Origin of the sequence: Nocardioides sp. (genome assembly GCF_030655615.1) — a bacterium.
GTDB lineage: Bacteria > Actinomycetota > Actinomycetes > Propionibacteriales > Nocardioidaceae > Nocardioides.
Map to the genome: position 1 here is coordinate 27144 of NZ_JAURVJ010000137.1, position 21526 is coordinate 48669.

A 21526-nucleotide genomic window follows, 5' to 3' on the forward strand; every position below is an offset into this window, starting at 1 on the left:
GGTGAGCCACTTCGATGTCCTCGTCCTCGGTGCGGGCCCCGGCGGCTACGTCGCCGCCATCCGCGCGTCCCAGCTCGGCAAGTCCGTCGCCGTCGTGGAGGAGAAGTACTGGGGCGGTGTCTGCCTCAACGTCGGCTGCATCCCCAGCAAGGCGCTCCTCAAGAACGCCGAGCTCGCCCACGTGCTCACGCACGAGAAGGCCAAGTTCGGCATCGAGGGCGACGCCACCATGTCGTTCGGCCCGACCCACAAGCGGAGCCGCCAGGTCAGCGCCGGCATCGTCAAGGGCGTCCACTTCCTGATGAAGAAGAACAAGATCACCGAGATCGACGGCTGGGGCACCCTCACCAGCGCGACCGGGATCGACGTCAAGGGCAAGGACGGCGAGACGACCGGCCACACCTTTGACCACCTCATCATCGCCACCGGCGCCACGACGCGGCTGATCCCCGGTACGAGCCTGAGCGAGCGCGTGGTGACCTACGAGGAGCAGATCCTCGACGAGAACCTCCCCGGCAGCATCGTCATCGCCGGCTCCGGCGCCATCGGCGTCGAGTTCGCCTACGTCATGAAGAACTTCGGCGTCGACGTCACCATCGTCGAGTTCCTCGACCGGATGGTGCCCACCGAGGACGCCGACGTGTCCAAGGAGCTCCTCAAGCAGTACAAGAAGCTCGGCGTCAAGGTCCTCCTCGGCACCAAGGTCGAGGGCATCGACGACTCCGGCGACAAGGTCAAGGTCACCGTCTCCAAGGACGGCGAGCAGCAGGTCCTGGAGACCGACAAGGTGCTGCAGGCCATCGGCTTCGCCCCGCGCGTCGACGGCTACGGCCTCGAGGCCATCGGCGTCAAGGTCACCGACCGCGGCGCCATCGAGGTCGACGGCCGCGGCCGCACCAACGTCGACAACGTGTACGCCATCGGCGACGTCACCGGCAAAATGATGCTCGCCCACGCCGCCGAGGCCATGGGCATCGTCACCGCCGAGACCATCGCCGGCGCCGAGACGCAGGAGATCAACTTCGACATGATCCCGCGCGCCACCTACTGCCAGCCGCAGATCGGCTCCTTCGGCTACAGCGAGCAGCAGGCCAAGGACAAGGGCTACGACGTCAAGACAGCGACCTTCCCCTTCTCCGCCAACGGCAAGGCGCAGGGCCTCGGCGACACCGTCGGCTTCGTCAAGATCGTCGCCGACGCCGAGCACAACGAGATCATCGGCGGCCACCTCATCGGCCCCGACGTCACCGAGCTGCTGCCGGTCCTCACCCTCGCGCAGCAGTGGGACCTCACCGCCGACGAGGTCGCCCGCAACGTCTTCGCCCACCCGACGCTCGGCGAGTCCGTCAAGGAAGCCATCCACGGCATCGCCGGCCACATGATCAACTTCTGATTGGTCGCTGGCCGGTGGGGTCGGCCCGCAACCCCGCTCCTTCTGGTAGTTGCTGCCGCCCGCTTGGTACGGCGGGGCTGACCGGGCCGTGACCCCACCGGCCGCTCCGTGCGCCGTGTTCCCCGGTCGGGCTGTGGCCCGGGCGCCTGTGCCGGGCGCGTCGTGGGGCCCGGTCGGGCTGTGGCCCGGGCGCCTGTGCCGGGTGCGTCGTGTGGCCCGGTCGGGCTGTGGCCCGGGCGCCTGTGCCGGGTGCGTCGTGTGGCCCGGTCTGGCTGTGGCCTGGGCGCCTGTGCCGGGTATGTCGTGTGGCCCGGTCGGGCTGTGGCCTGGGCGCCTGTGCCGGGTATGTCGTGTGGCCCGGTCGGGCTGTGGCCCGGGCGCCTGTGCCGGGTACGTCGTGGGGCCCGGTCGGGAACACCCCGCTCGGCTCGGGTTGTCGCGGCCGCTCAGCGCAGGGGCAGCCTGGGCGAGCGCTCGGTGCAGCGGCCGCCCGTCCAGATCAGTTTGGTGGTCCTGCCCTCGGCAGGGTCGCGGTCGCGCTGGGTGCGCAGCGTCCGGCCTCGGAGCAGACCGAAGACCCTCGACGGGGGCCGTGTCGGGGGCGAACAGCAGCTCCTCGCGCCTCAGGCTGCCGCGGTGGAGGGCCCACGGGCGCTCGCCGAGCAGATCGGACATCTCACGGATCTTGCGGCGCGCGTGCTGGTGCCGTCCGCGCAGCGCGGGCCCCAGCCACGACAGCCCGCTGACCGCCGCGCCGAACCCGACCACCCACGCCCACATCGACCCGTCGTGACGCCGTACACCCCGAGCGCTGTCGCCCCCGCCATGGCGACCACGGTCACCACGAAGGCGCCGGCCTCGCGCTGGGTGTCGGCCCGCCAACGCCGGAACGCCACCTGGGTCTGCGAGTCGTCGAGCGCGGCCCCTAGGGCTGGGTCCAGGTGCCGCGGCGGTCGTCGGTCATGGCGGCATCGTGACGGCTCATGGTCGGCGGGTCAGCGGAACGACCGGATCAGAGGTCGATCTTGGTCACCGCGTCGACGCGGACCGCGGCCAGCCTCTGGTCGTCGATCGAGAAGTCCAGCCCCGACCCGTCCGCGCACACGATGTCGATCGCGCCTCCTGAGACGCCACCGACCAGCACCACCCGCACCTCGTCACCGGGACTCCCGACGGCGGCTACCCGGACGGTGACGTCGTCGAGCACGGCCGCCCCCGACTTGAGCTGGCAGCGGACGTCGCCCGCCACGTCCTGACCAGTGTCGGCGGAGGCGGTCGCGACGTACGTCGCCACGGCCGGCGTACCCGGCGTCACCGTGAGGACGGTGGTCGCCGCGGTGCCGGGCAGACTGCGGGGGTTGCTCCGCGTGAAGACGAGTCCGTTCGACGGGCCGCGGTCACCCTGTGGTCCGGCCGGACCCACGGGTCCGGCCGCGCCCCGCGGCCCCCGGGGCGCGTCGCTCTTCTTGAAGTCCTGGGTGCGGAGCGACCCGTTCTTGACCTTGGCGGAGGTGACGGCGTTGTTCTTGAGCTGGGGCGTGCCGACGGACTTCGGCGGCAGCTGGCTGACGGCATAGCTCGTGCCGCCGAGGGCGACGACGAGGGCCAGCAGCGCGAGGCAGGTGGCGAGCGAGGGAGGGCGCAGGGTCATGCGCGGGATGCTAGGTCCGCGACGACCGTCGTGTCAGTCGTCGATCGGCTCATTCGGTGCCGCCGTGGCCCCGCACCCGCTCCGCCACGGGTGGCCCTCGATAGCCTGGAGGCATGAGCAGCGACAAGGTCGTCATCCTCGGCGGAGGCCCCGGCGGCTACGAGGCCGCCCTGGTCGCGAGCCAGCTGGGGGCCGACGTCACCGTCGTCGACTCCGATGGCATCGGTGGGTCGGCGGTGCTGACCGACTGCGTGCCGAGCAAGACCCTGATCGCCACGGCCGAGGTGATGACGCAGGTCGAGGCGGCCGCCGAGCTCGGCATCGACTTCCGCGACCACGAGGGCGACTCGGCCACGTCGATCCGGGTCGACCTCGCCCGGGTCAACACCCGCGTCAAGGCCCTGGCGGCCGAGCAGTCGGCCGACATCGCGCGGCGGCTCGACAAGGAGGGCGTGCGCGTCGTGGAGGGGCGTGGTCGCCTCGACGGTCCGGGCTGCGTGGTCGTCGACGGGGCGTCGTACGACGCCGACGCGATCCTCGTCGCGACCGGCGCCGCTCCCCGTACGCTGCCGAGCGCCCAGCCCGACGGCGAGCGCATCCTCACCTGGGAGCAGGTCTACGACCTCACCGAGGTGCCCACCGAGCTGATCGTGGTCGGCTCGGGGGTGACCGGCGCCGAGTTCGCCAGCGGCTACCTCGCCCTCGGCATCCCCGTCACGCTGGTCTCCAGCCGCGACCGGGTGCTGCCCGGCGAGGACGCCGACGCGTCCAAGGTCCTCGAGGACGTGTCGATCCGGCGCGGCATGACCGTGCTGTCGAAGTCGCGGATGGAGTCGGTCACCCGCGACGGCGACGTCGTGACGGTCCGGCTGACCGACGGCCGCGAGGTCCAGGGCAGCCACTGCATCCTCGCGCTCGGCTCGGTGCCCAACACCACCGACCTGGGGCTCGAGGAGGCCGGCGTGGTCCTCAAGGACGGCGGTTTCGTCAACGTGGACAGGGTGTCGCGCACCTCCGCGCGAGGGGTGTACGCCGCTGGTGACTGCACGGGCGTCCTGATGCTCGCCAGCGTCGCGGCCATGCAAGGACGGATCGCCATGTGGCACTTCCTCGGCGACACCGTGCACCCCCTCGACCTCAAGAAGGTCTCCTCCAACGTGTTCACCGCGCCCGAGATCGCCACCGTCGGCTGGTCGCAGCAGTCCGTCGACGCCGGCGAGATGCAGGCCGACGTCGTCACGCTGCCGCTGTCGGGCAACGCCCGCGCCAAGATGCAGGGCGTGCGCGACGGCTTCGTCAAGCTCTTCTGCCGTCCCGGTACCGGCATCGTCGTCGGCGGCGTGGTCGTGGGCCCGCGGGCCAGCGAGCTGATCCACCCCGTCTCGATCGCGGTGGCCGAGTCGCTGACCGCCGACCAGCTGGCCCAGGCGTTCACCGTCTACCCGTCGGTGAGCGGCTCGATCGCCGAGGCGGCGCGGCGGCTGCACCGCTTCTGAGTCGCTCGACACGGCCGGCTGACGCTCACGGAAGGTCGGCCAGGAGCCGGCGCATCCGGGCGATCTCGGCGTTCTGACTGGCGACCACGTCGGTGGCCATCTCGGTGACGCGGACGTCCTCGCCCGTCCCGAGGACGTCCTCGGCCATCGCGACCGCACCCTGGTGGTGCTGGACCATGTCCTCGAGGAACCGCCGGTCGAACGCCGCGCCGTCCGTCGCCGCCAGCGCCGCGAGCTGGCTCTGGTCGAGCATCCCGGGCATCCCGGTCGAGCTCATCGCGGCCACGCTCTCGACGGTCGGCTCGGGCTGGCCGTGGTCGACCAGCCAGGTCGCCATCACCACGATCTCGCGGCCCTGGCCGGCGTCGATCGACGCGGCCAGCCGGCGTACGCGCGGGTCGGCCGCCCGCTCCGGCGCGAGCTCGGCCAGGTCGAGGGCCTGGCTGTGGTGCGCGACCATCATCGACAGGTACGTCGCGTCGGCGGCGTTCCAGTCGGCCGACTCGGGCGGGGGAGAGGCGGGCGCCATCCCCGCCATCTCGTCCGTGCCGGTCATCTCGTGCGCGGCCGGCTGTCCGTGGTCTGACGTAGGGTGCTCGCCAGCACACCCCGCCACACCTCCCGCCACCAGCAGAGCCGTCACCACGGCGATCGCTGGTCGGGTCGGCATCACCCCCGCACCCTAAGCGACCACGTCCCAGGAGTTCTCGGTGAAACTGCTCGTCGCCGCCAGCGCGCTCGTCCTCTCGGCCGGCCTGGCCGCCGTCGTACCCGCTTCGGCCGACCCGACCGACCCGCGGCCCGACGACGCGCCCGTCCTCGAGGACCGGCCGGTCCTGCCGGGCCAGGAGATCGCCCGCTTCGAGCCGGCGACGCCGCGGGTGCGCAGCGGTCAGGTCGACCGCAGCAGCGCGATGCGCAACGTCGCGCGGGTGCCGCTCGCCGGTGCGTTCGCCGCCGACGACGCCTACGGCACCGACCTCGCGTTCACCGGCCACTACGCGATCGCCGGCAACTACCTGGGCTTCACCGTCTACGACATCAAGAACCCCCGCAAGCCCCGGCGGGTCGCCCAGGTCGAGTGCCCGGGCTCGCAGAACGACGTCTCGGTCTACCGCGACCTGCTGATCCTGTCCGTCGACTCCCTGCGCACCAACGACACCTGCGACAACGAGTCGGCCTCGATGGGGCTGCCGGTGCCCGTCCCGCTCCCGGGCGCCTGGGAGGGCATCCGCGTCTTCGACCTCAAGAACCCCCGCAAGCCGCGGTTCGTCACGTCCGTCCTCACCGAGTGCGGTTCGCACACCCACACGCTCGCGCCGAGCCGCGACGGCAAGGACCTGTTCGTCTACGTGTCGTCCTACGGGCCCAGCCCGGTGCTGCCCAACTGCCAGCCCCCGCACGACTCCATCAGCGTCGTCCAGGTGCCGGTCGCCCGGCCGGCGCAGGCACGGGTGGTGAGCCAGCCGGTGCTGTTCCCCGACGGCGGCACGACCGACGACGACTACAGCAGCGACACCAGCGGCTGTCACGACATCACGGCCTTCCCGAGCAAGAACCTCGCCGCCGGTGCCTGCATGGGCGACGGCGTCCTGCTCGACATCACCAACCGGGCCAAGCCGCGCGTGATCAACCGCGTGCGCGACACCGCCAACTTCGCGTTCTGGCACTCGGCGACGTTCAACAACGCCGGCACCAAGGTCGTCTTCACCGACGAGCTCGGCGGCGGTGGCGCGGCCGAGTGCAACAAGGACGTCGGGCCCCGCCGCGGGGCTGACGGCATCTACGACATCGTCGGGCGCAAGCTCGTCTTCCGCAGCTACTACAAGCTGCCGCGGGTCCAGTCCGACACCGAGAACTGCGTGGCCCACAACGGCTCGCTGGTCCCGGTCAAGGGCCGCGACATCATGGTCCAGGCCTGGTACCAGGGCGGCACCTCCGTCTGGGAGTTCACCCGGTCCGGCAAGCCCCGCGAGCTCCAGCACTTCGACCGCGGCGCGATCGACGACAGCGAGCTCGTGCTCGGCGGCTCGTGGTCGTCCTACTGGTACAACGGCTTCGTCTACTCCAGCGACATCACCCGCGGTCTCGAGGTCTTCAAGATCAAGACGCCGTGGGCGCGCAAGGCCGCGCAGCGCAAGCTGTCGGTCTTCAACGCGCAGTCGCAGCCGTCGTTCAACGGGTGAAGGGTCTGTCTGTCGTGCGCTCTCGGGTCGTGACGATCCTGGCTGTCCTCGTGACCTCCGCCGCCGCGCTCGCCGTGCCGCCGGCCACGGCCACGGCCACGGCCACGGCCGCGCCGGACGCGCGGGCAGCGACGGTGCGGCTGGTGACCAACGGCTTCGGCCACGGGCACGGCCTGTCGCAGTACGGCGCCCAGGCGCAGGCCCTGGCCGGGCGCAGCACCCAGCAGATCCTGCGCTTCTACTACCCGTCGCTGGCCAACGGCACGGCCACGGGCACGATGAAGGTGCTGCTGAGCGCCGACACCACGACCGACGTCGTCGTGCTCGACCGGCCCGGTCTGCGGGTCCGCAGCCTCGGCAACGCCAGGACCTACCGGCTCGACAAGCCGGCCGCGGCCCGCCGCTGGCGGATCACCCCGGCGAGCGGCGGCCGCAGCACCATCGCCTGGAAGGGCGCCCGCGGCTCCTGGCACACGGCGCGCACCGTGCCGGGCGAGGCCGAGCTGTCCGCGGGCGGCCAGCCCGTCACGCTGGTCACGCCGTCGGGGCGACGCGCCTACCGCGGCGCGCTGCGGTCGGCCCTGCCGTCGGCCGGCGCCCGGACGCGCCACACCGTCAACGTCGTGCCCCTCGAGTCCTACCTGCGTGGCGTCGTGCCTCGCGAGGTCTTCCCGTCGTGGAAGCCGGCCGCCCTGCGGGCCCAGGCCGTCGCGGCCCGCACCTACGCCGCCTTCGAGCGCGCCGACTACTCCCGCCGCTACTTCCACGTCGACGACACCACCTCGTCGCAGGTCTACGGCGGCGTGACCAACGAGGTCTCGTCGACGGACGCCGCGATCAAGGCCACGGCCCGGCAGGTGCTCACCAGCGGCGGACGCCCGGCGTTCACCCAGTTCTCCGCGAGCAACGGCGGCTGGATGTCGGCCGGCTCGCAGCCCTACCTGGTCGCCAAGCAGGACCCCTACGACGACCGCTACCAGGGCGTCACCGACTCGATCGCTGCCGGTGAGCTCGAGCGCGCGTTCCCGGCCATCGGCACGTTCCAGCGGGTCGAGGTCGTCACCCGCGACGGCAACGGCCAGTGGGGCGGACGGGTGACGTTGATCCGCATCGTCGGCTCCCAGACGTCGACCGCGGTCAGCGGTGAGACGTTCCGGTCCTACTTCGGGCTCAACTCGAGCTGGTTCGACCTGCGCTGACGGCCGATCGTCGTCCGGCCGTGGTCCGGAACGGCATACCCCGGGGGGTGTCGGATTCCCCGGTCGGCCGGGGAATCCGACCCTTGTCAGGGGTTGCAACCCCTGACAAGGACCAAACTCCCCGGTCAGCCGGGGAATCCGCCGCAGGCGGCCCGCCCCGCTACTTCAGCACCACGACCAGGTCGCCACCCTCGACGGCGCGGGTGCCCGAGATGGCGAGCCGCTCGACGGTGCCGGCGGTGGGGGCGGTGATCGAGGCCTCCATCTTCATGGCCTCGATGGTGGCGACGGTCTGGCCGGCCTCGACGGTGTCGCCCTCGGCGACGACGAGCGTGACCACGCCCTGGTAGGGGGCGGCGACGTGCTTGTCGTTGCCGGGGTCGGCCTTCTCGGAGGCGGCGACCTCGGCGGCGACGCTCTTGTCGCGGATCGAGATCGGACGCATCTGGCCGTTGATCATCGCCATGACGGTGCGGTAGCCGCGCTCGTCGGGGTCGCTGATCGCCTGGAGCCCGATGAGCAGGGTCTTGCCGGGCTCGATCTCGACCTCGTGCTCGTCGCCCTGGCGCAGCCCGTAGAGGTAGTCGAGGGTCGGCAGGACCGACACGTCGCCGTAGGTCTCGCGGACCTCGCTGAAGGCCTTGGTGGGGCCGGGGAACAGCAGCTGGTTGAGCGTACGACGCCGCGAGGGCGAGCCGCCGGCGAGACCCTCCGCCTGCTCGGCGGTGATGTCCTCGTCCGGTGCCGTCCACGTGCGGCCCTCGAGGGCCTTGGTGCGGAAGGGCTCGGGCCAGCCGCCCGGCGGGTCACCGAGCTCACCGTTGAGGAACCCGATCACCGAGTCCGGGATGTCGAACTTGCCCGGGTCGGCGGCGAACTCGGCGGGGTCCGCACCGATGCCGACGAGGGCGAGCGCGAGGTCGCCGATGACCTTGGACGACGGGGTCACCTTGGGGACGCGGCCGAGGATGTCGTTGGCGGCGGCGTACATGTCCTCCACCTGCTCGAACTTCTCGCCGAGGCCCAGGGCGATCGCCTGCTGGCGCAGGTTGGACAGCTGGCCGCCCGGGATCTCGTGGCGGTAGACGCGGCCGGTGGGGGAGGGCAGGCCCGACTCGAACGGCGCGTAGACGCGGCGGGTCGCCTCCCAGTAGGGCTCGAGGGCGTTGACGGCAGCGAGCGACAGGCCGGTCTCGCGGGCGGAGTGGTCGGTCGCCGAGACGAGCGCCGAGAGCGCGGGCTGCGACGTCGTACCGGCCATCGAGGCGCAGGCCGCGTCGACCGCGTCGACGCCGGCGTCGATCGCGGCCAGCAGGGTGGCGAGCTGGCCGCCGGGGGTGTCGTGGGTGTGCAGGTGCACGGGCAGGTCGAACCGCTCGCGCAGCGCCGTGACCAGGGTGCGGGCGGCAGGGGCGCGGAGCAGCCCGGCCATGTCCTTGATGGCGATGACGTGGGCGCCGGCGTCGACGATCCGCTCGGCCAGGCGCAGGTAGTAGTCGAGCGTGTAGAGCTTCTCGTCGGGGCTGGAGAGGTCGCCGGTGTAGCAGAGCGCCACCTCGGCGATCGTGGTCCCGGTCGCGCGCACGGCCGCGATCGCCGGCCGCATCTGCTCGACGTCGTTGAGCGCGTCGAACACCCGGAAGACGTCGATGCCGGTGGCGGCGGCCTCCTCGACGAACGCCTCGGTGACGGCGGCGGGATAGGGCGTGTAGCCCACGGTGTTGCGCCCGCGCAGCAGCATCTGGAGCTGGATGTTGGGCACGGCCTGGCGCAGCGCGGCCAGGCGGTCCCACGGGTCCTCGCCGAGGAAGCGCAGCGCGACGTCGTACGTCGCCCCGCCCCAGGCCTCGAGCGACCACAGCTCGGGGGTCGTGCGGGCCACGTGGCCGGCCACGGTCAGCAGGTCGCGGGTGCGGACCCGGGTCGCCAGCAGGGACTGGTGGGCGTCGCGGAACGTCGTGTCGGTGACGGCGACCGTGTCCTGCTCGCGCAGCCGCCGGGCGAACGCCTCCGGGCCGAGCTCGAGCAGCAGCTGCCGGGAGCCGTCGGGGGCGGGGACGCTGAGGTCGACGTCGGGGAGCTTGGTGGCCGGGTCGATCGACACCGGAGCGGCGCCGTGGGGCTGGTTGACGGTGACGTCGGCGAGGAAGCTGAGCAGCTTGGTGCCGCGGTCGCCCGAGCTGCGGGCGTTGAGCAGCTGGGGGTGGGTCTCGATGAACGACGTCGTCACCCGGCCGGCCGCGAAGTCGGGGTCGTCGAGGAGTGCCTGCAGGAACGGGATGTTGGTGGAGACGCCGCGGATGCGGAACTCCGCGACGGCCCGGCGGGCCTTCTCGACCGCCTTGTCGAAGGTGCGCGCGCGACAGGTGAGCTTGGCGAGCATCGAGTCGAAGTGGGCCGAGACCTCGGCGCCGGTGTAGACGGTGCCGCCGTCCAGGCGCACGCCGCCGCCACCGGGGGAGCGGTAGGTCGTGATGACCCCGGTGTCGGGGCGGAAGTTGTTGGCCGGGTCCTCGGTGGTGATCCGGCACTGCAGCGCGGCGCCGCGCAGCTGCACGGTCTCCTGCGACAGCCCGAGGTCGGCGAGGGTCTCGCCGGAGGCGATCCGCAGCTGGGACTGGACGAGGTCGACGTCGGTGACCTCCTCGGTCACGGTGTGCTCGACCTGGATGCGGGGGTTCATCTCGATGAAGACGTAGTTGCCGTCGGGGTCGAGCAGGAACTCCACGGTCCCGGCGTTGCGGTAGCCGATCTCGCGGGCGAACCGCACGGCGTCGGCGCACATCCGGTCGCGCAGCTCGGGGTCGAGGTTGGGCGCGGGCGCGATCTCGACGACCTTCTGGTGGCGCCGCTGCACCGAGCAGTCGCGCTCGAAGAGGTGGATCACGTTGCCCTCGCCGTCGGCGAGGATCTGCACCTCGATGTGGCGCGGCTCGACCACGGCCTGCTCGATGAAGACGGTCGGGTCGCCGAACGCGCCCTCGCCCTCGCGCATGCAGGTCTCGACCGCCTCGCGCAGGTCCTCAGGACGCTCGACGCGGCGCATGCCGCGGCCACCGCCGCCCGCGACGGCCTTGACGAACAGCGGGTAGGGCATGCCGGCGCCGTCGCGCGCGGCCTCGGTCGCGGCGACCAGCGCCTCGACGTCGGTGCCGGGCTCGACGCTGGCCAGGGTCGGTACGCCGGCCGCCTTGGCCGCCGCGATCGCGCGGGCCTTGTTGCCGGTGAGCTCGAGCACGGTCGACGTGGGGCCGACGAAGGTGATGCCGGCGTTGGCGCACGCCTCGGCGAGGGCGGGGTTCTCCGAGAGGAAGCCGTAGCCGGGGTAGACGGCGCCCGCGCCGGCCTTGACCGCCACCGCGACGATCGCCTCGGCGTCGAGGTAGGCGCGCACCGGGTGCCCGCGCTCGCCGATCTCGTAGGCCTCGTCGGCCTTCAGCCGGTGCTCGGACCAGCGGTCCTCGTGGGGGAAGACCGCGACCGTGCGGGCCCCGACCTCGTAGGCCGCGCGGAACGCCCGGATCGCGATCTCGCCACGGTTGGCCACCAGCACCTTGGAGAACATGCGCGCCAACCTAGTGGGGCTCGAGTTGCGCGCGTGTTGCCGATCTCAGAGTGTGTTCAGACCGTGTCTCGGGACCGTGGCGAACTGCGACACCAGCCCGGGCAGCGCCTCGTCGGCCAGCCGCACCGCGTCGGCCTCGGGTACGTCGAGCAGGCCGACCGATCCGCGACCGCCGGCCGTGGTGGCGGCGAGCGCGATGAGCCCGGCCCGGCGCTGGAACCAGGTGTCGCGCAGGGTCCAGCCGATCACGTGGTCGACGTCGAGCATCTCCCGCCGCCGGGCCAGGCTGCCCGAGCGCGCGACGAGGTGGCCGTCGACGAGGGCGTGGCCGAGACCAGCGGCGCGGTCGGCCGCGAGCGCCGCGGACGCGGCGAGGATGACGACGCACGGCACCAGCAGCCACCAGGGTGCGCCGGTGGCGACCGCCGCGACGGCGAGCAGGAGCAGCACCACGGCCGGGAGGAGCGCGCGGGTCCAACGACGCCGGGTCGCGGCCGGTCCGTGGCCGGTGAGCGGGGCGTCGACCGGTCCGTCGGGACCACGTTGGCCGAGGATCGCCCGGGCCGCAGCCGGCGCGACGTCGGCGTCGGACGGTGGTACCAGGGTGCTGCTGCCGCTCTGCGACCGGTTGACGCCGGTGACGATGGCCTGCAGGTGCCGGCCACCGGTGAGCCGCAGCGCGAGCGGCTCGCCGATCGCCACGCCGGCCAGGCGTTCCTCGTCGATGCTGGTCTCGCGCGTCGTCAGCAACCCTCGGCGCACGTGCCACGCGCCGGCCTCGCGGGTGAGCCGGAAGCCACCGTTGGTGACGAGGTAGCCCAGCACCGACAGGGCGACGAGCACCACCACGCCGGCCACGACCCCGAGCGCGATGCCGAGCCCGGACGGCACGGGCAGGTCGTCGGACCGCACGTCGTCCCACACGTCGAACGACTCGAGCAGCTGGCTCGCGCCACCGACCACCGCCGCGACGACGATCAGGCCGGTGCCGGTGAACGGCGCGAACCGCAGCCACCGCGGGTCGAACGCCACGAGGGGGACCGCGTCGTGCGGTGCCGCTGGGACGTCGCCGGCCCAGCCGTCCTCCGAGGCCACGGGCGCGGCGTGCAGCAGGTCCGCGCGCAGCGCGCGGGCCCGGTCGACCGGCAGGCCGTCGAGGTCGAGCGCGTCACCCTCGTCGTTGGCCGCGAGGCCGGTGCCGATGCGCAGGGTCGTGAGGCCGAGCACCCGCTGCACGACCGACGAGGTGAGGTCGACGGTGCGGACCCGGTCGAGGGGCGTCGAGGTGACGCGGCGGCTCAGCAGCCCGCGCCGCAGCTCGATCCGGCCGGCGGCGATCCGGTAGCGGGTCGTCAGGTAGCGCAGGACGCCGAGGGCCACCGGCACCACGACACCGAGGGCCTGCCAGGGCGCGCCGCCGGACGCCGTCCCGGCGACCGCGATCGCGACCAGCGCCGGCAGGAACCGCACCAGCTCACGGATCGGGTGCACGAGCAGCATCCGGCGGTCGAGGCGCTGCCAGTCGTGCGCGGCCGCCACCACGCTGACGGGGCTCACGTGGCGTCGCCCTCCACGGCGTCGGCCTGGCGGGTGAGGTCGTCGACGAGGCGCCGCGCCACCTCGCGGTCGAGGCCGTCGATGCTGAGCGCGCCCGCGGCCGACGCGGTCGTCACGGTGACGCTGGCCAGCCCGAACACCCGGGCGACCGGGCCCTCGGCGTAGTCGACGGTCTGGATCCGGCTCATCGGTGCGATCCGCCGCTCGCGCGCCCACCACCCGGTCTGTGTGTAGACCGCCGTCTCGCTCGTCTCCCAGCGGTGCACGAGGTAGCGCCACTGCGGCACCACGGCGACCCAGACGACCACCACCGCCAGGAGCAGGGCCAGCGTCCACGCCGGCACCTCCCACACCAGCACGGCGACGAGCAGCACCACCAGCGCGACGATCCCCTCCACCGCGGCCCCGAGGATCCACATCACCCGGGCCCGCGGGCTGACCCGGTGGGCGGGGTCGCGCAGGCTGATCCCTGTGATCGCGTTGCTCCCCGGCTCCGACATGGTTCGAGCCTAGGCTGGTCGGGTGGAGCTGGAGTTCAGCGGTGAGGTCTTCTCGTGGCGCGGGCCGGCGCCGCACCACTTCGTGGCGGTGCCCGAGCCCGAGCGCACCGAGCTCGCCGACGTGGCGCAGCTCGTGTCCTACGGCTGGGGGATGGTGCCGGTGACCGGCCGCATCGGCACGACCGAGTTCACCACGTCGCTGTGGCCGCGCGAGGGCGGCTACGTGGTGCCGATCAAGACCGACGTACGCCGGGCCGAGGGGATCGAGCTCGACGACGTCGTCACCATCGTGCTGCGGGTCGCCATGCCCGGCACGGACTGACCCCGGGCCGATCCACGCCGACTCAACCCCGTCGCCACTCGTACGGCGTCGTGGTGGTCACCTTGACCATGCCCGCGCGCTCGAGGATCGGGCGGGAGAACTCGGTGCAGTCGCTGTTCATCAGGGTCCGCCCTCGGCGCAGGGCCGAGCGTGCCCGCTCCGACGTCAGCACCCGGTAGATCCCGCGCGAGCGCCAGGCCTCCAGCGTCGCCCCGCCCCACAGCCCGGCGAACTCCGAGTCGTCGACCGGCTCGAGCCGTCCGCACGACACGATCTCGTCGTCGGCCTCCGCCACCCAGAGCTCCATGTCGTCGCGTCCGGAGGCCAGCCGGCTCAGCAGCGCCTCGGCCATGCCCGGCGACTCGTCGCCGAAGGCGATGTCGGCCATCAGGCACATCCGGCGCACGTCGTCGGGCTCGCTGACCTGTCGGATGCTCACGCCGTCGGGGAGCGAGACGTCGGAGACGAGGTCCTCGGTGCGCCCGACCATCACCGTCTCCGGCTCGTCGGGCTCGAAGCCGTGCTCGACCAGGAGGTCGTGCAGCCCGGGCGCGTGGTCGTGGCCGCGGGTCTTCCACTCGACGCGGGTGATGCCGGGGTCGGACCGGTAGTGGTCGGCCGTCGTCGCCACGAGCTCGCGCAGCGCCTCACCCGTCGCCCCGCCGAGGTCGTGGTAGGTCACGAACCCCCGGCCACCCGCGAACCGGCCCCACACGAGCGGCCCGTGCCGGTCGAGACGCTCCGCCGACGGGATCTCGGCTGCCCCCCGGAGCTGGGCGTCGTAAGCGGTCAGGAGGGCTGCGGTGTCCAGCACGTCGTCGGGCATGGGGCGAGCCTGACCGGTCGGCCGGGCCGAGGCAAAGCAGTTCCCGCCGGGAGTGGCTCAGGCCTCCGCGACCGCGCGGCCGGCCGCCCGCCCGGAGAAGATGCACCCGCCCAGGAACGTGCCCTCGAGCGCGTTGTGGCCGTGGACACCGCCGCCGCCGAACCCGGCGACCTCGCCCGCGGCGTAGAGTCCGGGGACGGGCCGGCCGTCGGCGCCGAGGGCGCGCGAGGACAGGTCGGTCTGGATGCCGCCGAGGGTCTTGCGGGTGAGGATGTTGAGGCGGACGGCGATCAGCGGGCCGTGGGCCGGGTCGAGGATCTTGTGGGGCTTGGCGACCCGCACGACCTTGTCGGTGCGCGAGCGGCGGGCGTTGGCGACGAGCATCAGCTGGGCGTCCTTGGAGAAGCCGTTGTCGAGCTCGCGGTCGCGGGCGACGATCATCGCCTCGACGTCGGCGGCGTCGAGCTGTGGCCCGCGCGAGAGCTTGTTCATCCCGGCGACGAGCTCGTCGACGGTGTCGGCGACGACGAAGTCCTCCCCGTGCTCCTTGAACTTCTCGACCGGCGTCGGAGCGCCCTTGGAGAGCCGCTCGCGCAGCAGCACGCGCAGGTCCTTCTCGGTGACGTCGGGGTTCTGCTCGGAGCCCGACAGCGCGAACTCCTTCTCGATGATCGACTGCGTCAGCACGAACCACGAGTAGTCGTAGCCGGTCGCGAGGATCGCGCGCATCGTGGCGAGGTTGTCGCAGCCGGGGAAGTTGGGCGCCGGGAAGCGCTTGCCGTGCGCGTCGAGCCACAGCGACGAGGGTCCGGGGATGATCCGGATGGCGTGGGCGGGCCAGATGGGGTCCCAGTTGTGGACGCCCTCGGTGTAGTGCCACATCCGGTCGCGGTTGACGACCCGCGCGCCGGCGGTCTCGCTGATCGCGAGCATCCGCCCGTCGACGTGGGCCGGTACGCCGGAGATCAGGTGCTCGGGAGCGGGACCCATCCGTTCGGTCGGCCAGGTCTGGCGCACCAGGTCGTGGTTGCCGCCGATGCCGCCGGAGGTGACGATCACGGCGGGGGCGCGCAGCTCGAACGTGTCGACGACCTCGCGGGAGGACTCCTCGCCCCGACCCGCGGAGCTCGGCTCGAGCACCGACCCGCGCACGCCGACGACCGCACCGTGCTCGACGACGACCTCGTCGACCTGGTGCCGGAAGGCGAACGACACGAGCCCGGCGGTCTCGCCGGCGAGCACGGGCTCCTCGAAGATCCGCACGACCTCGGGGCCGGTGCCCCAGGTGAGGTGGAAGCGCGGGACCGAGTTGCCGTGGCCCTGCGGGTCGGCGCCGCCGCGCTCGGCCCAGCCGACCATCGGCACCGACTTGAGCCCGAGGGCGTGGAGGTAGTCGCGCTTCTCGGTGGCCGCGAACTCGACGTAGGCCTCGGCCCACCGACGGCCCCACGTGTCCTCGTCCTCGCCGGACTCGTCGTCGCGCTGGCCGAACTGCGCGGAGCCCAGCCAGTCCTGCATCGCGAGCTCCTGGGAGTCCTTGATGCCCATCCGGCGCTGCTCGGGGGAGTCGACGAAGAAGAGCCCGCCGAGCGACCAGAACGCCTGGCCGCCCAGGTTGTCGCGGTTCTCCTGGTCGAGCACCAGGACCCTCTTGCCGGCGAGCACGAGCTCGTGGGTGGCGACGAGACCGGCGAGGCCGGCCCCGACGACGATGGCGTCGGGCTGGAACGAGTCGGTCACCCGGGAACGGTAACCGGCGCCCGATCGTCCGCGCCGTAGGGTCGCGCCCATGGGGTGGAAGTTCTGGAAGCGCGAGCAGACCGAGGCCGAGCGGAGCCTGGCCGCGCTGCAGGACCAGGCCCGCACCCGAGCGGCCCCGGCAGCGGCCTCGCCACCTGCGACCGCGGGACCCGAGACGGACCTGTCGCCCGAGGACGCCGAGACCCTGCGCCGCGCCGAGGAGCACCTGACGGACGTCGCCGCCCGGTTCGAGGGCTTGGTCCCGACCGGTGAGGAACCGGGCTACGAGCCGTTCAGCTTCGAGGTCACGGCCACGCGGCCGGGCGACGGCGGCACGATCGTGCTGAGCGGAGGCGCCCACACCGGCCAGGTCGCACCGGGGGACACGGTGGCGGTCATGGTGGTTCCCGACGCCATGAAGGATCCCGACGCCTTCGACGACCTCGAGTCCGTACGCCGTCAGGCCGAGCTGATGCTCTCGCTCGACCCGCAGGCCGCCACCGTGGTGTCGTGGCGCCCCGAGTCCTCCGAGCTGGTCGTGTCCGGGATCGCCGCGGTCACGACCGGTGCGACGGTGTCGCGCTGAGGCGTCCGCGCACCACCACTAGGAACACCCCGCCGGCGACGAGCGCCCAGAACGCCGCCCCCACGCCCGCGATCGTCAGCCCCGACGCGGCGACGACGAAGGTCACGGCCGCGGCCTCGCGGTAGCCGTCGTCGCCCAACGCCGAGGATGCGGCCGAGGCGAAGGTGCCGAGGAGAGCGAGTCCGGCGACCGAGGCGACGACACCGGCCGGAGCAGCGGCCGAGACGGTGGTGACCAGGGCGGCGAGGGGGCCGAGGAGCAGGTAGGTGACGCCGGCCGAGACCCCGGCAACCCAACGCCGCGACTCGTCCTCACCGGCCGAGGGCCCGGCCGCCAGCGCCGCCGAGATGGCCGCCAGGTTGATGGAGTAGCCGCCCAGCGGGGCGGTGACGGCGGTCGCGCCGCCGGCGTACACGAGCGCCGGCGACAGCGGAGCGCGGTAGCCGAACGACGCGAGGACGGCGACGCCCGGGATGTTCTGGCTCGTCATCGTGACGAGGTAGAGCGGCACCCCGATCGCGACGACCGTGACGAGGTCGAACGTCGGGCTGGTCCAGGTCAGCGTCGGCGCGAGGGCCCCACGGTCGACGTCGCCGAGCGAGCCGCTCACGACGATGACGACGACCGCCGCCGCGAAGGCACCCGGCACCGCCCACCGCCGTGCGAGCCGCAGCAGCAGCAGCCACGTGACGAGCACCGGCGCGATCGCCGCCGGCTCGTCGGTCAGGGCCCGGAACGGCTCGACGCAGAGCACCAGCAGGACGCCGGCCAGCATCGCGTTGGCCAGCGGCATCGGGATCCGCGCGACCCAGTCGCCGAGCGGCCGGACCAGCCCCGTCAGGGCGTAGAGCAACCCGGCGACGAGGAAGGCGCCGACGGCGTCGGCGTACCCACCGTCGGGCACGGTGGCCCCGGCCAGGAGGGCCGCGCCGGGCGTCGACCACGCCATCGTCACGGGTTGGCGCGTGCGCCACGAGAACGCGAGGGAGCCGACGCCCATCGTCAGCGACACGACGAGCAGTCCGGAGGCTGCGTCGGACGGTGAGGCACCGACCGCCGTGAGGCCGGTGAGGACGACGGCGAAGGACGACGTGAACCCGACGACCGACGTCACGACCCCGGCGACGACGGCCTGCGAGTCGCTCACCCGCGCGAGGTCATCGGTCCGCGGTCAATCGGATCAGTCCTTGAGCTCGCAGATGGACTGACCGCTGGTGACGGTCGCGCCGACCTCGGCGGCCAGACCGGTGACCGTGCCGGCCTTGTGGGCCTTGAGCGGCTGCTCCATCTTCATGGCCTCGATGACCACGATGGTCTCGCCCTCGGCGACCTGCTGGCCCTCCTCGACGACGACCTTGACGATGGTGCCCTGCATCGGGCTGGTCACGGAGTCTCCGGACGCCGCGGCGCCGGCCTTCTTGCCGGCCGCGCGCTTGGGCTTCTTGCCTCCGCTGCCGGTGCCGCCGCCGGACGACAGGCCACCGAGACCGGACGGGATGACGACCTCGAGGCGCTTGCCGCCGACCTCGACGACGACGGTCCGGCGCTCCTCGGGCTCGTCGCCCTCGGCGACGGCGCCGCCGTAGGGCGCGATCTGGTTGTCGAACTCGGTCTCGATCCACTGCGTGTAGACGTGGAACGTCTCGCCGTCGCCGATGAAGGCGGGGTCGCGGGTCACCGCGCGGTGGAACGGGATGACGGTGGGCATGCCGTCGACGACGAACTCGTCGAGGGCGCGGCGCGAGCGCTCCAGCGCCTGGGTGCGGTCGCGGCCGCTGACGATCAGCTTGGCGATGAGGGAGTCGAACGAGCCGGGGATGGTCTCGCCGTTCTCGTAGCCGCCGTCGAGGCGCACGCCCGGGCCGGACGGCGGGCTCCACGCCGAGAGGGTGCCGGGGGCCGGCATGAAGTTGGCCCCGCCGTCCTCGGCGTTGATGCGGTACTCGATCGAGTGGCCGGTGACCGTGGGGTCGTCGTAGCCGAGCTCCTCGCCCGCGGCGATGCGGAACATCTCGCGCACGAGGTCGATGCCGGTGACCTCCTCGGACACGCAGTGCTCGACCTGGAGGCGCGTGTTGACCTCGAGGAACGAGATGGTGCCGTCGGCGGCCACGAGGAACTCGCAGGTGCCGGCGCCGACGTAGCTGGCCTCGCGCAGGATCGCCTTCGACGACTCGTAGAGCTTGGCGACCTGGTCGTCGGTCAGGAACGGGGCAGGCGCCTCCTCGACCAGCTTCTGGTTGCGGCGCTGGAGCGAGCAGTCGCGGGTCGAGACCACGACGACGTTGCCGTGCTGGTCGGCCAGGCACTGGGTCTCGACGTGGCGCGGCTTGTCGAGGAACTTCTCGACGAGGCACTCGCCGCGGCCGAACGCGCTGACGGCCTCGCGGACCGCCGACTCGTAGGCGTCGGGGATCTCCTCGAGCGTGCGGGCGACCTTGAGGCCGCGGCCGCCGCCGCCGAAGACGGCCTTGATGGCCACCGGCAGACCGGCGTCCTTGGCGAACGCGACGACCTCGTCGGCGTCCTTGACGGCGTCCTTGGTGCCGGGGGCCAGCGGGGCGTTTGCCTTCTCGGCGATGTGCTTGGCCTTGGCCTTGTCGCCCAGCGCCTCGATCGCCGCCGGCGGCGGGCCGATCCAGACGAGCCCGGCGTCGATGACGGCCTGGGCGAAGTCGGCGTTCTCGGCGAGGAAGCCGTAGCCGGGGTGGACCGAGTCGGCGCCGGACTTCTCGGCGACGGCGATGAGCTTGGCGATGTCGAGGTAGGAGTCGGCCGGCGTCGCGCCGCCGAGGGAGTGGGCCTCGTCGGCCAGCCGCACGAACATGGCGTCGCGGTCGGGGTCGGCGTACACCGCCACGCTGCCGATACCGGCGTCCTTGCACGCCCGGATGACCCGGACGGCGATCTCGCCACGGTTGGCGATGAGGACCTTCTGCAACGGCTTGACGTCGGGCACCTGTGCTCCTGCGCTGGAATGGTCGGGCTGTGGGGTGGACGGGTCCGTCCCGCCGGGCAGGCTACCGGGAGCCCGACCTATGCTCGATGGCGTGTCCGAGTACCAACAGGAGCGCAAGGGGTTCTGGCACGCGCCGGACGGCCCGATGACCACCGAGGCGATCGCGCTGGAGAACTGGGCCCGCGCCGCGCACGACGTGCTCGAGGAGACGGCGACGAGCTACCACGGCGTCATCCGGGAGTCCGAGCTCGCCGAGCGGCTGCAGGACGACACCGGGATCCGCACCACCCGGCCGCCCGACCGCTGGCTGCCCAAGGTGCTGCAGCCGCTGGCCCACCTCCACTTCCGCGACGGCTACCCGCCGCTCACCGCGCTGGTGGTCGACGGGCACGGCTGGGTGGGGGAGCGCTACGACGACGTCCTGCGCGCCAACGAGGAGAACCCGATCAGCGACCCCGCCGCCCGCGAGCGGCACGCGTCGCGCTCCCGGCTGGCCTGCTACCAGTGGGCGGGCTCCGCCCCCGAGGACGGTGGCCTGCCCGCCGAGGTGCTGTCGACCACGCGCAGCCGTGCGCCGCGCTCGACGACCGCCGCCGGCGCCCGCGCGCCCAAGGCCCCGCGGGCCCCCCGGGAGCCCAAGGTGACCGCCCCCAAGCGGGTCGCCGCCTCGGACCGCCCGATCACCGTCTGCCCGAACTGTTTCATGGCGATCCCGGCGACCGGCCTCTGCGACAACTGCGACTGATGGGACCGGCGGATTCCCCGGCTGACCGGGGAATCTGACCCTTGTCAGGGGATGCAACCCCTGACAACGGTCGGAACCCCCGGCCGGCCGGGGAATCCGCCCACCGTGAGCCTCCAGCGGTCGACGGGCGGAGCGTGGCGCGCGGTCGCGTCGACCAGGACGTCCGCCGCGGGTCGCTGGCGGTTCGGCACTGCGGCCCCGGCCGGGGCCGCGCGGGTGCGCTACCGCGTCGTGGCGCGGGCCGTGACCGTCGGGGGCCGGCGCCTCCCGGCCGCCACCACGGCGGTCCGGACGCTCGAGGTGCTCGCCTCGTCGGCGGCGCTGGCCACGTCACCGGTCCAGCCGGTCGTCGGCGAGCCGGTTCGGCTCGTCGCGGCGTTCCGGCCGGTGCGTCCTGGGCGGCCTGTGCGGATCGAGCACCAGACCGGATCGACCTGGACCACGCTCGCGTCGGGCCGTCAGGACGCGGCGGGCCGGTTCGCGGCCACGGTGACCCCCGCCGACGGCACGACCCGCAGCTACCGCGCGGCTGCGGCGGTCTTCCGCGGGGCGGTGGCCGTCACCGGCCCGAGCCGGCCCGTCACCGCCGTACCCCCGGGTGCGCTGCCGCTCGCCTTCTCGGTGGGCGGTGCCCAGTCCTGCGCGGTCGTGCCCGACCGCACGGTCAGGTGCTGGGGGGCCAACAGCTTCGGCGCGCTGGGCGACGGCACCCAGAGCAGCTCGGCGACGCCGGTCACCGCCACCGGGGCCGACGGCGCGACGGCGGCGAGCTCCGGCTCGCAGCACTCCTGCGCGCTGGTG

17 protein-coding genes are annotated in these 21526 nt (G+C 72.9%); 8 read left to right on the forward strand and 9 right to left on the reverse strand.

Going from position 1 to position 21526, the window contains the following annotated elements:
- The first annotated feature begins 1 nt into the window (after window position 1).
- Entirely contained in the window at window positions 2–1393 is a 1392-nt protein-coding gene (gene lpdA / locus Q7T52_RS11680; protein WP_304802645.1) for a dihydrolipoyl dehydrogenase, read from the forward strand.
- Window positions 1394–2405: 1012 nt separating this feature from the next.
- On the opposite strand, the gene Q7T52_RS11685 is transcribed toward lpdA, so the two are convergent.
- A complete protein-coding gene (locus Q7T52_RS11685; protein ID WP_304802647.1) occupies window positions 2406–3044 on the reverse strand; it encodes a hypothetical protein in 639 nt (212 codons plus the stop codon).
- A 113-nt stretch (window positions 3045–3157) separates the two neighbouring features.
- Here Q7T52_RS11685 and Q7T52_RS11690 point away from each other — a divergent pair, with 113 nt between their 5' ends.
- Window positions 3158–4540, forward strand: coding sequence for an NAD(P)H-quinone dehydrogenase (locus Q7T52_RS11690; protein WP_304802649.1), 1383 nt, complete (start codon window positions 3158–3160; stop codon window positions 4538–4540).
- A 25-nt stretch (window positions 4541–4565) separates the two neighbouring features.
- On the opposite strand, the gene Q7T52_RS11695 is transcribed toward Q7T52_RS11690, so the two are convergent.
- Entirely contained in the window at window positions 4566–5096 is a 531-nt protein-coding gene (locus Q7T52_RS11695; RefSeq protein WP_304802651.1) for a DUF305 domain-containing protein, read from the reverse strand.
- Window positions 5097–5250: 154 nt separating this feature from the next.
- Between Q7T52_RS11695 and Q7T52_RS11700 the strand changes: the two genes are divergently transcribed.
- Together Q7T52_RS11700 and Q7T52_RS11705 are read left to right on the forward strand one after the other, a co-directional pair.
- The gene (locus Q7T52_RS11700) at window positions 5251–6726 is read left to right on the forward strand and encodes an LVIVD repeat-containing protein (RefSeq protein WP_304802653.1); all 1476 of its coding nucleotides are present in this window, start codon (window positions 5251–5253) and stop codon (window positions 6724–6726) included.
- A gap of 14 nt (window positions 6727–6740) precedes the next feature.
- Complete coding sequence (locus tag Q7T52_RS11705; protein ID WP_304802655.1) at window positions 6741–7925, forward strand: SpoIID/LytB domain-containing protein; 1185 nt, start codon at window positions 6741–6743, stop codon at window positions 7923–7925.
- Between the two features lie 160 nt (window positions 7926–8085).
- Here the strand turns inward: Q7T52_RS11705 and Q7T52_RS11710 are convergent, their stop codons facing one another.
- The 3 genes from Q7T52_RS11710 to Q7T52_RS11720 are packed head-to-tail and all read right to left on the reverse strand — an operon-like array spanning window position 8086 to window position 13547.
- Complete coding sequence (locus Q7T52_RS11710; protein WP_304802657.1) at window positions 8086–11490, reverse strand: pyruvate carboxylase; 3405 nt, start codon at window positions 11488–11490, stop codon at window positions 8086–8088.
- A gap of 45 nt (window positions 11491–11535) precedes the next feature.
- On the reverse strand, window positions 11536–13047 hold the full coding sequence (locus tag Q7T52_RS11715) for a PH domain-containing protein (RefSeq protein ID WP_304802659.1): 1512 nt from the start codon (window positions 13045–13047) through the stop codon (window positions 11536–11538).
- Window positions 13044–13547 carry a PH domain-containing protein gene (locus Q7T52_RS11720; protein ID WP_304802661.1) on the reverse strand — a complete coding sequence of 168 codons (504 nt, stop codon included), beginning with the start codon at window positions 13545–13547 and terminating at the stop codon, window positions 13044–13046. Before Q7T52_RS11720 ends, Q7T52_RS11715 begins: the two co-directional genes overlap by 4 nt.
- Before the next feature lie 22 nt (window positions 13548–13569).
- Here Q7T52_RS11720 and Q7T52_RS11725 point away from each other — a divergent pair, with 22 nt between their 5' ends.
- The gene (locus Q7T52_RS11725) at window positions 13570–13869 is read left to right on the forward strand and encodes a DUF1905 domain-containing protein (protein WP_304802663.1); all 300 of its coding nucleotides are present in this window, start codon (window positions 13570–13572) and stop codon (window positions 13867–13869) included.
- Between the two features lie 22 nt (window positions 13870–13891).
- Here the strand turns inward: Q7T52_RS11725 and Q7T52_RS11730 are convergent, their stop codons facing one another.
- Both Q7T52_RS11730 and Q7T52_RS11735 read right to left on the reverse strand, forming a co-directional pair.
- The gene (locus Q7T52_RS11730) at window positions 13892–14695 is read right to left on the reverse strand and encodes a GNAT family N-acetyltransferase (RefSeq protein ID WP_304802665.1); all 804 of its coding nucleotides are present in this window, start codon (window positions 14693–14695) and stop codon (window positions 13892–13894) included.
- Between the two features lie 57 nt (window positions 14696–14752).
- On the reverse strand, window positions 14753–16435 hold the full coding sequence (locus Q7T52_RS11735; protein WP_304802667.1) for an FAD-binding dehydrogenase: 1683 nt from the start codon (window positions 16433–16435) through the stop codon (window positions 14753–14755).
- A 49-nt stretch (window positions 16436–16484) separates the two neighbouring features.
- Here Q7T52_RS11735 and Q7T52_RS11740 point away from each other — a divergent pair, with 49 nt between their 5' ends.
- Window positions 16485–17021 carry a hypothetical protein gene (locus Q7T52_RS11740; protein WP_304802668.1) on the forward strand — a complete coding sequence of 179 codons (537 nt, stop codon included), beginning with the start codon at window positions 16485–16487 and terminating at the stop codon, window positions 17019–17021.
- Here the strand turns inward: Q7T52_RS11740 and Q7T52_RS11745 are convergent.
- Window positions 16993–18168, reverse strand: coding sequence for a benzoate/H(+) symporter BenE family transporter (locus Q7T52_RS11745; protein WP_304802670.1), 1176 nt, complete (start codon window positions 18166–18168; stop codon window positions 16993–16995). The two genes, Q7T52_RS11740 and Q7T52_RS11745, sit on opposite strands and share 29 nt — an antisense overlap.
- A gap of 33 nt (window positions 18169–18201) precedes the next feature.
- Window positions 18202–19980 (reverse strand): biotin carboxylase N-terminal domain-containing protein, encoded by a 1779-nt coding sequence (locus Q7T52_RS11750; RefSeq protein WP_304802672.1) that lies wholly within the window; start codon window positions 19978–19980, stop codon window positions 18202–18204.
- 91 nt (window positions 19981–20071) lie between these two features.
- Between Q7T52_RS11750 and Q7T52_RS11755 the strand changes: the two genes are divergently transcribed.
- The gene (locus Q7T52_RS11755) at window positions 20072–20725 is read left to right on the forward strand and encodes a hypothetical protein (RefSeq protein ID WP_304802674.1); all 654 of its coding nucleotides are present in this window, start codon (window positions 20072–20074) and stop codon (window positions 20723–20725) included.
- A gap of 105 nt (window positions 20726–20830) precedes the next feature.
- The coding region (locus Q7T52_RS11760) for a hypothetical protein (protein WP_304802675.1) at window positions 20831–21526 on the forward strand (696 nt) is incomplete at its 3' end.